The 13,664-nt window shown below is 44.0% G+C and carries 11 protein-coding genes; 9 read left to right on the forward strand and 2 right to left on the reverse strand.

What is annotated here, in order from left to right; genetic code table 11:
* Positions 1-34: 34 nt before the first annotated feature.
* Positions 35-1,171: a phytanoyl-CoA dioxygenase family protein gene (locus tag KT990_RS08590; RefSeq protein ID WP_218208645.1), complete on the reverse strand. Its 1,137-nt coding sequence runs from the start codon at positions 1,169-1,171 to the stop codon at positions 35-37.
* Between the two features lie 239 nt (positions 1,172-1,410).
* Complete coding sequence (locus KT990_RS08595; RefSeq protein WP_218208646.1) at positions 1,411-3,111, reverse strand: NAD-dependent malic enzyme; 1,701 nt, start codon at positions 3,109-3,111, stop codon at positions 1,411-1,413.
* Between the two features lie 366 nt (positions 3,112-3,477).
* Between KT990_RS08595 and KT990_RS08600 the strand changes: the two genes are divergently transcribed.
* The 9 genes from KT990_RS08600 (at position 3,478) to glmS (ending at position 13,433) form a co-directional block, all read left to right on the forward strand.
* Positions 3,478-4,440, forward strand: coding sequence for an alpha/beta hydrolase (locus tag KT990_RS08600; RefSeq protein WP_159138732.1), 963 nt, complete (start codon positions 3,478-3,480; stop codon positions 4,438-4,440).
* A 347-nt stretch (positions 4,441-4,787) separates the two neighbouring features.
* Positions 4,788-6,299, forward strand: coding sequence for an aldehyde dehydrogenase family protein (locus KT990_RS08605; protein ID WP_180050399.1), 1,512 nt, complete (start codon positions 4,788-4,790; stop codon positions 6,297-6,299).
* Positions 6,300-6,703: 404 nt separating this feature from the next.
* A complete protein-coding gene (ribBA, locus tag KT990_RS08610) occupies positions 6,704-7,819 on the forward strand; it encodes a bifunctional 3,4-dihydroxy-2-butanone-4-phosphate synthase/GTP cyclohydrolase II (RefSeq protein WP_004728811.1) in 1,116 nt (371 codons plus the stop codon).
* Between the two features lie 18 nt (positions 7,820-7,837).
* Positions 7,838-8,308 carry a 6,7-dimethyl-8-ribityllumazine synthase gene (gene ribE, locus KT990_RS08615; RefSeq protein WP_004280926.1) on the forward strand — a complete coding sequence of 157 codons (471 nt, stop codon included), beginning with the start codon at positions 7,838-7,840 and terminating at the stop codon, positions 8,306-8,308.
* A gap of 4 nt (positions 8,309-8,312) precedes the next feature.
* Complete coding sequence (gene nusB / locus KT990_RS08620) at positions 8,313-8,762, forward strand: transcription antitermination factor NusB (protein ID WP_004728813.1); 450 nt, start codon at positions 8,313-8,315, stop codon at positions 8,760-8,762.
* Positions 8,763-8,780: 18 nt separating this feature from the next.
* Positions 8,781-9,698 carry a thiamine-phosphate kinase gene (gene thiL, locus KT990_RS08625; protein WP_180101109.1) on the forward strand — a complete coding sequence of 306 codons (918 nt, stop codon included), beginning with the start codon at positions 8,781-8,783 and terminating at the stop codon, positions 9,696-9,698.
* The gene (locus KT990_RS08630) at positions 9,676-10,197 is read left to right on the forward strand and encodes a phosphatidylglycerophosphatase A (RefSeq protein WP_159138735.1); all 522 of its coding nucleotides are present in this window, start codon (positions 9,676-9,678) and stop codon (positions 10,195-10,197) included. Before thiL ends, KT990_RS08630 begins: the two co-directional genes overlap by 23 nt.
* Positions 10,198-10,217: 20 nt before the next feature.
* Positions 10,218-11,582, forward strand: coding sequence for a bifunctional UDP-N-acetylglucosamine diphosphorylase/glucosamine-1-phosphate N-acetyltransferase GlmU (gene glmU, locus KT990_RS08635; protein ID WP_180072472.1), 1,365 nt, complete (start codon positions 10,218-10,220; stop codon positions 11,580-11,582).
* Between the two features lie 12 nt (positions 11,583-11,594).
* Positions 11,595-13,433, forward strand: coding sequence for a glutamine--fructose-6-phosphate transaminase (isomerizing) (gene glmS / locus KT990_RS08640; RefSeq protein ID WP_218208647.1), 1,839 nt, complete (start codon positions 11,595-11,597; stop codon positions 13,431-13,433).
* Positions 13,434-13,664 lie beyond the last annotated feature (231 nt).

The following is a 13,664-nucleotide window of genomic DNA, read 5'->3' on the forward strand; positions in this document are numbered from 1 at the left end:
AAAGATATATTCAGCAAACTGACTCAAGAATTTTTTATTTACTGGTCAAAACCGCAGGATCGGTTGCGCATTTTTTACCCACTTTCTTCCAGGGATTATTTCGTTGATATTTTTTTTCCAGAAAGTCCAAACCTGACCAATATAAGGGCACTAAATTTGATCTTAAAAAGGGCAAGGAAAGAGGATCGCCCCCTAACCAGGGCACAAATGGATTTCGACGTGCATAAGCCCATAGTTCGATTCTCATCGAGGGTCTCAGACTTTTCCCTCTGGCATGAAAACCATAAGTATCTGCAATGACTAAAGTATTAGCTTTGACAGAGAAAGATTTTGCTTTGGCATAGCCCAATTGGAGTACTTCTTCTTCTGACACTCGGAAAGAGCCCCTACGAGTCATTGCATCAGTTTTTGCCGTCATCGTCTCAGACTTCTGCTGTTCCCAAGCCAATCGTTCAGGACTTAAATGATGCGACCCTGGTACATAGATGAAAGGCCCCTCGTCTTCAGCAACATCTTCTAAAAATAACCAAGCTTTTGCACTTGAGTGAAAAGTATCGCTATGTAAATTTGTCTGAGGGTCAGTTTTGGCTTTTCTGACATGTGAAAATATCACTTGCAGATAACAGATGGGCTGCACTTTAAAACTGGCAACATAATTCAGCAGGTTTTTCCATTCATCGGAATGCAAGAATTTTTGAGTTATAGGCAATATATTTAAGCTTTTCGCATCTAATGCCATACGACGAGTAACTGTATCACCCTGTAAAGTTTCACGCGTTTCAAGCGGGGTCGTAAATAATTCTTTTTTTAATTGTTCAAACTCATCTGCCGCTAAAAAATTTTCTCTCAAAATAAAGCCATTGTTTCGAAAACTCTCGACATCTGTGGGGTGAATCAATTTTGACAGCTTTGCTCTACGCCGTGCGGCCATGTTTGCAGCAAGTTGAACCCGAAAACGATGTAAACCTAATTGATTTAACTTTGAATTTCCTAAGAGGTGATTAGATTCGAAAGATTTGGCCTGTGTGGCTAAAGCCATACTATCCCAGATAAACTTGCCTGGAGATTGAACAAAGATTTTTCTCAACTCCTGTCCAATCGCTCGTTTTTTTTGTTTTTGTGGAGCCAGTTTTTTAATATATCCAAAAACATTTTTTTTAAAGACGTTCAATTGAATTAACCCTATTCTATTTGAGCAATATTTTGAAAAATTATAACTAAAAATAAAGTAGGCGGTGAATACTTCTATTCAATCATTTCTGTTTCAAGAATTCATTGTATCAATTAGCTCCAGATTCAAAAAAGCCCTGATCGAAAGATCAAGGCTTTTTTTATGCATTGTCTATTTTAACCAATAAACGCTGACCAGCCCAAAACGAGTGCTTAGTCAGAGCTTGTCTTCATTTAAAATTAGAAAGTGACCCGCTGATAATCACGATATTGCGGTGTCCAGAAATTATGCTCAATCGCTAATTGCAAGTCCTCAATACTTACTTTAGGCGCCACCCCATCCTCAATTGCTGCAAGGGCGACTTTCAACGCAATCTGCTTTGAAATAGACTGCAAATGATCGAGACTTGGCAATAAATCCGCTTGTGGGTCTTGCAACTTAGGCGAACAATCCGCCAGAGCATTACTAGAAGCCATCAGCATATTATCTGTAACACGCTTCGCACCCGAAGCAATCACCCCCAACCCAATTCCGGGGAAAATATAAGAATTATTGCACTGTGAAATATGATGGATTTTTTCCTGATAATTCACCGGTGCAAAGGGGCTACCTGTGGCAATCAGCGCTCTACCCTTAGTCCATTGCAAAATATCTGCCGGTACTGCTTCTACCTGTGAAGTCGGATTGGATAAAGGGAAAATAATTGGCTGCACGCTATTCTCAGCCATAACTTCAACCACTTCCTGCGTGAATAATCCCGGTTGCCCCGAAACCCCAATCAGTACTGTTGGCTTAGCATGCTTCACGACATCTGTTAATGAAATCATGGCTTCAGCATCTACCCAGCTTTCTACATGTTCAAGAGGCTGTGCTAATTTACGCTGAAAATTCAGTAAATTTGGCTGATTTTCAGTGATCAGACCAAAGCGGTCAACCATAAAGATTCGTGCACGTGCTTCGCTATCGCTCAAGCCTTCCGCAATCATTTGTTTAATGATCTGTTCCGCAATCCCGCAACCAGCTGAACCGGCCCCCAGAAATGCCACCACCTGATCTTTCAACTGCTTACCTGCTGCACGCGAAGCGGCAATTAAACTTCCGACCGAAACCGCAGCGGTTCCCTGAATATCATCATTAAAGCAGCAGATGCGATCACGGTATTTTTCCAGCAAAGGCATGGCATTTTTCTGCGCAAAGTCTTCAAACTGAATCAATGCATCCGGCCAGCGCTGCTGAATGGCCTGAATTACCATTTCGACAAAAGCATAGTATTCATCGCCGCTGATCCGCGGTTCACGCCAACCCATATAAATCGGATCATTCAGCAATTGCTGATTATTGGTGCCGACATCGAGAGTGATCGGTAAGGTATACGCTGGGCTGATTCCACCACAGGCAGTATAGAGTGCCAATTTACCAATCGGAATCCCCATTCCGCCAATCCCCTGATCGCCTAAACCCAAAATGCGTTCGCCATCGGTAATCACAATCACTTTCACGTTCTTTTTATTAATATTGTGAATAATCTGCTCGATCTGATCGCGATCCGGATAGGAAATAAAGATCCCGCGATGACGGCGATAAATATCAGAAAAGCGCTGACATGCCTCCCCCACAGTCGGGGTGTAAATAATCGGCATTATCTCGCTAAGGTGATTTTCAATCAGGTGATAAAACAGGGTTTCATTGGTATCCTGAATATTACGCAAATAAATATGCTTATTGATATCACTATTAAAAGCACAATATTGCTGGTAAGAGCGCTGACTCTGTTCCTCGATGGTCTCGGTCACATGAGGAATTAAACCATGCAAATTAAAGCTTCTACGCTCTTCTTCAGTAAATGCAGAACCTTTATTGAGTAACGGGAGTTCTAATAAGGTATTTCCGGCATACGGAATATATAAAGGGCGTTTACTGTTCAAATTTTCTCTGGGCATTATTTAACTCTTCTAATCAATCCTCGGCACTTCGCCGAAAACAATGACATCACTATCGTTATTTTATATAGCCTATCCTGATTTTAGCCTTTTGGGGTATTTAGTAAATTGATAATACTTTTAGCAGGATTTTATAATCTGATAACGTAGCGTGATAGGAGAGATTTTGGTTAATTTTGTAATAAATTTCTTTTATCCATCAAAAATGCTTGTTCTATTTTAAAATCTCACTGATTTAAAATGGGTTATGGCCTATTTAAATAGTGTTGATCTTTTTCATACTGCTAAGGCAGAAGATTGATTTGACAAAAAGTCAAAGCTCATCAAGGATAAAGTATAAATTCAATAATATAAATGAGTATAAAAATGAGTGAATTCCAGCCCCTTTATCAAGCTGATATTTTAGGCATCGGCTATGAGCAAGCCACCTTGAGCTTTCCAGATGACTATGAGGGCAAAGTTGTAGCAACCCTGATACGTAAAAAAGCAGCGCAGCCTACTCCTAAAGCAGTTTTGTATATTCACGGATTTATTGATTATTTCTTCCAGACTGAAATGGCGGAACGCTTTAATCAGCAAGGTTTTGATTTTTATGCGCTGGATTTAAGAAAATATGGCCGTTCGATTCTGCCGCATCAGAACTATTATAATGTGCATGAGCTGTCTGAATATGATGCAGAAATTAGCCAGGCACTGGATATTATCGCAAGCGAGGGCCATGATGCTGCCCTGCTCTGTGGTCATTCTACCGGCGGCCTCATCACGACATTGTTCGCGGCACATCACCCTAATCATCGGTTAATCAAAGCACTCTGGGTCAACAGTCCATTTTATAACTTTAATATGAATCCAATAAAACGTGCGCTCGGCATCCCGCAGTTAAGCAAACTGGCGAAAATTTTTCCCGACCTTAGATTTCCGAGTGAGTTAAATAAATGGTATGCCACCAGTCTGCACAAGGATTTAAAAGGTGAATGGGACTTCAGTCTGGACTGGAAAAAGACCCGCTACCCAAGGGTACGGATCAGTTTTATTCGTGCCATCTATGAAGCACAAAAAGAAATTCATCGCGGCATCGAACTCGATATTCCGGTTCTGGTCATGCATTCGCATCAGACTTTATATCCCAAAAAATGGGGCAAGGCAGCGCAAACTAGTGATGTGATTTTGGGAGTTAAAGACATTCAGAAATATGCCAAAAAAATTAAAGCTGATGTCACGGTTCAAAGCATTCAGAATGGTTTACACGATCTGGTGCTTTCAGACAAATCTGTACGTGAACAGGTCTACCAGCAGCTGTTTCAATGGCTCAACAGCAAAGGATTATAATGCCGGCAAACAGGAAAGATGATTTTAGGCTCCTGTTTTCTGTTGAGTGTTTTGATTGAGTAAAATGGCCCTCTTGAATGTAATCCGCAACCATCAGAAATACATGAATCCTTCGATTTTTTAAGCACCAGTTAAATGCTTATTTCTTAGGATAAGCTTCGATTAAATATAAAATTTAATTCCTATACTTCATATTCCAAATGTTGTCTTTTGTAGCAAGCGTGTAATCAAAGCACTACCTGTCTTTTTCCCTCTTTATAGTAGAGCTGACTGCTGAAACTGTAGCATTTTCAATTGAGAAAATAGGGTCAGCATGTACCAATAACAATCATATAAAGGAATAGATTATGCGTTATGCAGACCCCAATACTGACGGTGCAAAAATTCAATTTAAAGCCCAATACGACAACTTCATTGGCGGCGAATGGGTCGCTCCAGTCAAAGGCGAATACTTTGACAATATCTCTCCGGTAGATGGCAAAGTCTTTACCAAAGTGCCGCGCTCTTCTGTAGAAGACATCGAATTGGCCCTGGATGCAGCGCACAAGGCCAAAGCACAGTGGAATAAGTCCTCGCCCACCACCCGTTCCAATATCCTGCTAAAAATTGCAGATCGTCTGGAACAAAATCTGGAACTGCTGGCGGTGGCAGAAACCTGGGACAACGGCAAGCCGATCCGTGAAACCTTAGCGGCCGATATTCCGCTATGTATTGATCATTTCCGTTATTTTGCCGGCTGTATCCGCGCTCAGGAAGGCGGCATTTCCGAGATTGATGAAGATACCATTGCCTACCATTTCCATGAACCGTTGGGTGTGGTGGGTCAGATCATTCCGTGGAACTTCCCGATCCTGATGGCGGCCTGGAAACTCGCACCTGCCTTGGCAGCAGGCAACTGTATCGTGCTGAAACCTGCGGAACAAACCCCGGTCAGCATTTTAGTTTTAGCTGAACTGATTCAGGACATTCTGCCGCCGGGTGTACTGAATATTGTCAATGGTTATGGTATCGAAGTCGGTCGTCCACTCGCGACCAATCCGCGCATTGCCAAGATTGCCTTTACCGGTTCAACCGCAGTCGGTCAGCAAATCATGCAATACGCCACCGAGAATATTATTCCGGTAACACTGGAACTTGGCGGAAAGTCACCGAACCTGTTCTTTGCCGACATTATGGATCAGGAAGATGATTATCTGGACAAGGCACTGGAAGGCTTTGCCATGTTTGCTCTGAATCAGGGTGAAATCTGTACCTGTCCTTCTCGTGCCTTGGTGCAGGAAAGTATTGCCGATGAGTTTCTGGCGCGTGCGGTAGAACGGGTGCAACGCATTAAAACCGGTCATCCGCTCGACACCGACACCATGATTGGTGCGCAAGCCTCACAGGAACAGCAGGATAAAATCTTAGGCTGTATTGCTACTGGCCGTGAAGAAGGTGCGCAAATTCTGACCGGCGGTGAAGCACGTCAGGAAGTGGGACAAGGTTTTTATATTGAACCGACCATTTTCAAAGGCACCAATGACATGAAAACCTTTCAGGATGAAATCTTCGGGCCGGTGCTGGCGGTGGCGACATTTAAGGACTTTGATGATGCCATTAAAATCGCCAATGACACCATTTATGGTTTAGGAGCAGGTGTGTGGTCACGTTCAGCACACACCTCTTACCGTGCAGGACGCGCGATTCAAGCGGGTCGGGTCTGGACCAACTGTTATCATATTTATCCTGCACATGCGGCTTTCGGTGGCTATAAAAAATCAGGGATTGGCCGTGAGAATCACAGAATGATGCTGGATCATTATCAACAGACCAAAAACCTGCTGGTGAGTTATTCAACCAAACCGGCTGGTTTCTTCTAAGTATGAATTTTCTCAAAAGCGAACTGCGGTTCGCTTTTTTGTTTTATTCAAGTTTTTTAATATCTGGTAAATTTTTCTGCTCTTGATCGTTGACCCGCAAAATAAAAGTCTGAAAATCACAAAAACAGGAATAAAACTGTATAAAAAACAAATTAATACTTTAACTTAGAAGGACTTCGCCTAAGTTTTTCATTTTTTATGCATTTTAACTGTTCAAAAAACCTGCATAAAGCCCTGGCTTTCATTTAAAGTCGGCTTTTCATGATTCCCAAGACTGTGTATAACATTGAACCACTATAGGGAAACTAATAAGCATAGGCAAAATTGCTTAAAAAGCGTTAGACTATGTACCCAATAATGTCATGATTCGGTCTGATCAAGATCAAAAAAGAAGGTGAAGGTTGATGCCGCTCAATACTGTTGAAGAGCTTGTAGCAGATATCCGTGCAGGAAAAATGGTCATCCTGATGGATGATGAAGATCGTGAAAATGAAGGCGACTTAGTGATTGCTGCCACGCACGTACGTCCTGAAGACATCAACTTCATGATCACCCATGCACGTGGTCTGGTCTGCCTGACTTTAAGCAAAGAGCGTTGCCAGCAGTTGAATCTGCCTTTGATGGTCGATGCAAACGGTGCCCAGCATGGAACCAATTTTACCCTGTCAATTGAAGCAGCCAAAGGTATTTCTACCGGGATCTCACCGGCTGAACGTGCGCACACGATTCAAACTGCGGTGGCTGCTCATGCCAAACCGGCAGATATTGTACAGCCAGGACACATCTTCCCGCTGATGGCGCAGCCGGGTGGCGTATTGCACCGTGCCGGGCATACCGAGGCAGGTTGTGATCTTTCTCGTTTAGCAGGACTGGAACCGGCTTCGGTGATTTGTGAAATCATCAATGAAGATGGCACGATGGCGCGCCGTCCGGATCTTGAAGTTTTTGCTGAAAAGCATGGTTTGAAAATTGGCACCATTGCCGACCTGATTCATTACCGCATGACCAATGAGCAAACGGTTGAGCGTCTCGATCATCAAAAACTCGACACCGAATACGGCACATTTGATTTATATCGTTATCGTGAACTGGGCAACCCGGATATTCATTTGGCCCTGGTCAAAGGCGAGCCTAAACAAGGCGTGACCACCGTTCGTGTACATGGTTTTAATCCGACCCGTGATTTGCTCAAACTGAAAAAACAGGACGGCGAACCGGCCTGGAATTTAGACCGTGCACTAAAAGAAATTTCCAATAGTGATCGTGGTGTACTGGTCTGGATTGGGCAACGTCATTTACAGGATTTGGGTCCAGCTTTAGATACCTTAAATACACCAAAAAATGTAAAATCAAATTCTGCACTGTCTCAGCAGTATCAGACCATTGGTGTCGGTGCACAAATTTTGCGTGATCTAGGCGTTGAAAAAATGAAGCTGCTCAGCTCTCCATTGCGCTTCAATGCCCTGTCAGGCTTTAACTTAGAAGTGGTGGAATACATCACCGCACAACAAACATCTTAAGAAATCATCGAGGTTGTTATGGCAGTTCGCCGTATTGAAGGTATGTTACATCTCGCGAACGAAGACCGTTATGCGATTTTAGTTGGTCGTTTTAACAGCTTTGTGGTTGAACATCTGTTAGAAGGTGCTATTGATACATTGAAACGTCATGGTGTATCAGAGGATAATATCACTGTTGTTCATGCACCTGGTGCCTGGGAACTTCCTGTAGTTGCGAAAAAACTAGCAGCTTCAGATCGTTTCGATGCCATCATCGCGCTTGGCGCCGTAATTCGTGGTAGCACGCCTCACTTCGATTTCGTTGCAGGCGAATGTGCCAAAGGTTTAGGCGTGGTTGGCCTGGACACTGGCTTACCTGTCATTAACGGTGTACTCACTACGGACAGTATTGAACAAGCGATTGAACGCTCTGGAACAAAAGCAGGCAATAAAGGTAGCGAAGCTGCCCTGACTGCGATTGAAATGGTTAACTTGTTAAAGGCTATTTAACGCTATGTCGCAAACACTTCAAGCAACTTATGCAGCAAAACGTAAAGCACGTCGCTTTGCTGTACAAGGAATTTATGAATGGCAAATGAGCCACAATCCGGTGCATGAGATTGAAGCACGTACGCGTGTGGAAAATGCCATGCATAAAGTGGATCTGAGCTATTATCATGAATTGTTGACTCAAGTGGTTGCCAATCATGAAGCATTGGATGCGCTCTTAATTCCGGTACTCGATCGTGAACTTTCAGCACTGGATGGTGTTGAACTCGCAACCTTGCGTCTAGGCGCGTATGAACTCAAAGAACATCTTGAGATTCCATATCGCGTGGTTCTAGACGAAGCGATCGAGTTGGCTAAACATTTTGGCGGTGCCGACAGCCACAAATACATCAACGGTGTATTGGATCGTTTAGCGACAACTTTACGTGCAGCAGAAAAGCAACAAGCCAACTAATTAAAGTCGAATTGTTGTATGGCTGAATTTTCGATTATCGACACCTATTTCAATCGCAAGAATACGCATTCTGTCGATTTAGGCGTCGGTGACGATTCAGCCTTGCTCACCCCTCCGCCTCAGCAACAACTGGTCATCTGTGCCGATACACTGGTTGCTGGACGACACTTCCCTCTCGATACAAATCCGCATGCCATTGGCTGGAAATCGGTTGCTGTTAATCTTTCCGATATTGCCGCGATGGGTGCAAAACCGCATAGTATTCTTCTGGCATTGAGCCTACCCCAAATTGATCATGACTGGCTCAAAGGCTTTAGTCAGGGTTTATACGATTGCTGCGATCAATTTGGCGTGAGTTTAATCGGGGGTGATACCACCCAAAGTCCGCATCTCACTTTATCTGTGACAGCCTTAGGCTGGGTCGATATTGGCCAAGCGGTGCCACGCTCAGGTGCAAAACCAGGTGATCTGATCTGTGTCAGTGGAACTGTCGGCGATGCTGCTTTTGCCTTAAATCATTTAGGTCATCCGCTACAGAAACGTCTGGACTATCCGACGCCACGTTGTCAGCTCGGTGCCTCCTTAAAAGGTCTGGCACATAGCATGATTGATGTCTCGGATGGTTTGGCCCAAGATCTTGGACATATTCTCAAAGCCTCGCAAGTCGGTGCCAAGCTACAACTGGAACACTTACCGATCAATCCTGCCCTGCAAGCTTTAAGTGAAGCACAAAAATGGCAATATGCACTGGCCGGTGGCGACGATTATGAATTATGTTTTACAATAAGCCCGCAAAATTACGAAAAATTATTGCAAAAACAACTTGATGTTTCGATTAGTATAGTCGGCACAATTCAGCAGCAGCACGGCTTAACTTTTGAAAAAGATGGCGTAGATCATTTGCTTCAATTTAATGGGTATCAACATTTTGCATAAACCTGCGATCAATTTTAAAGCCATGTCATGGACCGACCGACTGATTGTATTTAGTGGCGTTGGCTTCGGCTCAGGACTGATGCCTAAAGCACCAGGGACCTTTGGTTCGGCTTTTGCACTTTTATTTATCCCGATTTGGCTGCATCTTGATTTTTTAAACAGTCTTTTTGCCATTGCCATCATGTCCCTGATTGGCATATATATCTGCGGGCATACTGCCAAGGTCATGGGCGTTCATGATGATGGCCGCATTGTCTGGGATGAATTCGCCGGACAATCCATCACATTTTTACCCCTGATCTATCTCGGCCAGATGAACTTTCTCTGGCTGCTGGTCGGTTTTGCGCTATTCAGATTATTTGATATCTGGAAACCGTGGCCGATTCGGGTCATTGACCGTCAGGTCGACGGCGGTTTTGGCATCATGCTGGATGACATCATTGCTGGCCTGTGGGCGGCTCTTTGTATTTTGATTTATTTTTACTTCACCGTGGCATAAGCCATATTTAGGATTAGAACATGTCAACGACTGTTATTATTCTTGCTGCAGGTAAAGGCACGCGCATGCGTTCAAGCTTACCGAAAGTATTACAACCGCTTGCAGGACGTCCTTTACTGGGTCATGTCATTGACACAGCAAAAAAATTAAACGCAGATAATATTATTACCATTTACGGGCACGGTGGCGAGCAGGTTCAAGCTGCTTTTACAGCGCAAAAAATTAAATGGGTTGAACAGAGCGAACAGCTGGGGACCGGTCATGCCGTACAAATGACTTTACCTGTCCTGCCCCAAGACGGCGTATCGCTGATTCTTTCTGGTGATGTACCCTGTATTAACCCGCTTACCTTGCAAAAATTACTCGATGCCACTGCAGAAACTGGCATTGGTCTGGTCACACTCACCTTGCCAGATGCCAATGGTTATGGTCGCATCGTGCGTAAAAATGGTCAGATTCAGGCCATTGTTGAACATAAAGATGCAACGAACGAGCAACGTCAGATCCAAGAAATTAATACTGGCATTTATGCGGTCAGCAATGCCAAGTTGCATCAATGGCTGCCAAATTTAAGCAATGAGAATGTTCAGGGTGAATACTATCTGACCGATATTGTGGCGATGGCTCTGGCCGATGGTATGCAGGTTGCTTCAGTAGAACCGGAAATGGCCTTTGAGGTTGAAGGCGTAAATGACCGTGTGCAACTGGCAGCATTAGAACGTCAGTTTCAGGCATGTCAGGCCAAACAGCTGATGCAACAAGGTGTACATCTGATTGATCCGAGCCGTTTTGATTTGCGTGGTAATTTAACTGTCGGTCAAGATGTACAGATTGATATCAATGTCATCATCGAAGGTGATTGCGAGCTGGGTGACCATGTTGAAATTGGTGCCGGCTGTATCATCAAAAATACCAAAATTGCAGCTGGGACTAAAGTGCAACCTTATAGCATTTTTGACAATGCTATCGTCGGTGAAGATACCCAGATTGGCCCTTTTGCACGACTGCGTCCGGGTGCGAAGCTTGCTGCCGAGGTGCATATCGGTAACTTTGTAGAAGTGAAAAATACCACAATTGGCGTAGGCTCTAAAGCCAACCACTTCACCTATCTCGGGGATGCTGAAATCGGTGCCGGTTCTAATATTGGTGCAGGTACCATTACCTGCAATTATGATGGTGTGAATAAATTTAAAACCATCATTGGTGATCAGGCTTTCATTGGTTCGAACAGTTCATTGGTTGCACCTGTGAAAATTGGCAATGGTGCTACAGTGGGTGCAGGCTCGACGATTACTCGTGATGTGGAAGACAACAGTTTGGCGGTAGAACGTTCTAAGCAATTTGCCAAAGAAAACTATCCACGTCCGCAAAAAATCAAGAAATAAGGGGGAATAAATATGTGTGGTATCGTCGGTGGCATTGCAGAACGTAGCATTACCAATATTTTGATTGAAGGCTTAAAACGCCTGGAATACCGGGGTTATGATTCAGCAGGTTTGGCACTCATCAACAATAGCCAGGTCCTGCGTGAACGTCGTGTCGGCAAGGTCGCGAACCTTGAACAGGCCGTAAATGAATCACAGATCAGCGGCTCACTTGGCATTGCACATACACGCTGGGCAACCCATGGAAAACCGACTGAAGAAAATGCCCATCCGCATATTTCTGAAAATGTGGCAGTGGTTCATAACGGAATCATTGAGAACTATCAAGAACTTAAAGATGATCTTGAAGCTTTGGGTTATGTCTTTACTTCACAGACCGATACAGAAGTGGTTGCACATCTGATCAATGACGCCCTGAAATCTACCCCAAGCTTAATGGAAGCTGTGCGCCAGGTGGTACCACAACTCAAAGGTGCTTATGCCCTAGGTATCGTGCATACAGATCATCCGGATGAACTGATTACCGTACGTGAAGGTTCGCCACTCGTCATTGGTGTGGGGATTGGCGAGAACTTTATCAGTTCTGACCAGCTGGCGCTGCTCCCGATTACCAACCGTTTTATCTACCTGGAAGAAGGTGATATTGCGCGTTTGACCCGCAGCACGATTGAAGTTTTCGTCGATGGTCAGCTGGTCGATCGTCCGGTCAAGGAACTGGATGCTGCGGTCAGCAATGCCTCTAAAGGTGAATATAAGCACTACATGCTCAAAGAAATTTATGAGCAGCCTGAAGCGATCAAACAGACCATTTCTCAAGCCTTAAATGGCAATGACCTGCGCAAAGACTTTCTTGCCAGTGCGGAACAGGACTTCGCAAAAATCCAGCAAATCCAGATTATTGCCTGTGGTACCAGCTATCATGCCGGCATGATCGCCAAATACTGGTTTGAACAGCTGATTGATCTGCCGTGTCAGGTCGAGATCGCCAGCGAATTCCGTTATCGTACGCCAGTGATTGTGAGTCACACACTCTATGTGTGTATTTCCCAATCCGGTGAAACTGCTGATACCTTGGCTGCATTACGTGATACACAGAAACGTGCGGCGGCCAAAGGGCTAGACATCACTACGATGACCATCTGTAATGTCGCTACATCATCGATGGTACGTGAGACCCAGCATAGTCTGTTGACACTGGCAGGCCCCGAAATTGGTGTGGCATCTACCAAAGCCTTTACCACCCAGCTTGCTGCTTTAATGCTGTTGGTATTGAAAATTGGTTCGGTCAAAAATAGCATTTCTACAGAACAGATGACGAAGATCAGCACAGAACTCTGGCATTTGCCTAAAGTGATTCTGGACACTTTACGTCATGATAATGAAATTTTAGGTCTGTCTGAGCTGTTTGTTGAAAAGCAGCATTGCCTGTTCCTGGGCCGTGGTACGCACTTCCCGATCGCACTGGAAGGTGCACTCAAGCTGAAAGAAATTTCCTATATTCATGCTGAAGGTTATGCTGCAGGTGAGCTAAAACATGGCCCATTGGCACTGGTCGACAATGACATGCCGGTGGTGATTCTGGCACCGCAAGATGACATGCTGGATAAGCTGAAATCCAATATGGAAGAAGTTCAGGCACGTGGTGGCGAACTGTTTATCTTTGCCGACGAAAACAGCGGCATTAAAGCCAAAGAGCGTCAGCATGTGGTACATATTCCGGCAATCAATGCAGTGCTGGCACCGATTGTATATAGCATCCCGGTGCAGTTACTGTCTTATCATGTGGCAGTGCTGCGTGGTACAGATGTCGATCAGCCACGTAATCTGGCAAAATCGGTTACGGTAGAATAATTAAAATTGAATCAGGGCTGGTGTTGTGTTCGTATAATTAAGTTTGTATCAAATAATTAAGTTTAGATTTAATTATTTAAGTTTGTATATTAATGAAGTAAACGAACAAAACCCTACCCTGTAGACCTAGTGATTCTTCACCAAGTCTACAGGGTTTTTAATATAATTAAATTCAAATTAGAATCACACCAGAAATATAAAATTATTACTAATATATTCAACAATATAAAT

Source organism: Acinetobacter sp. F9 (genome assembly GCF_019195275.1).
Classification (GTDB): Bacteria; Pseudomonadota; Gammaproteobacteria; order Pseudomonadales; family Moraxellaceae; genus Acinetobacter; species Acinetobacter pseudolwoffii.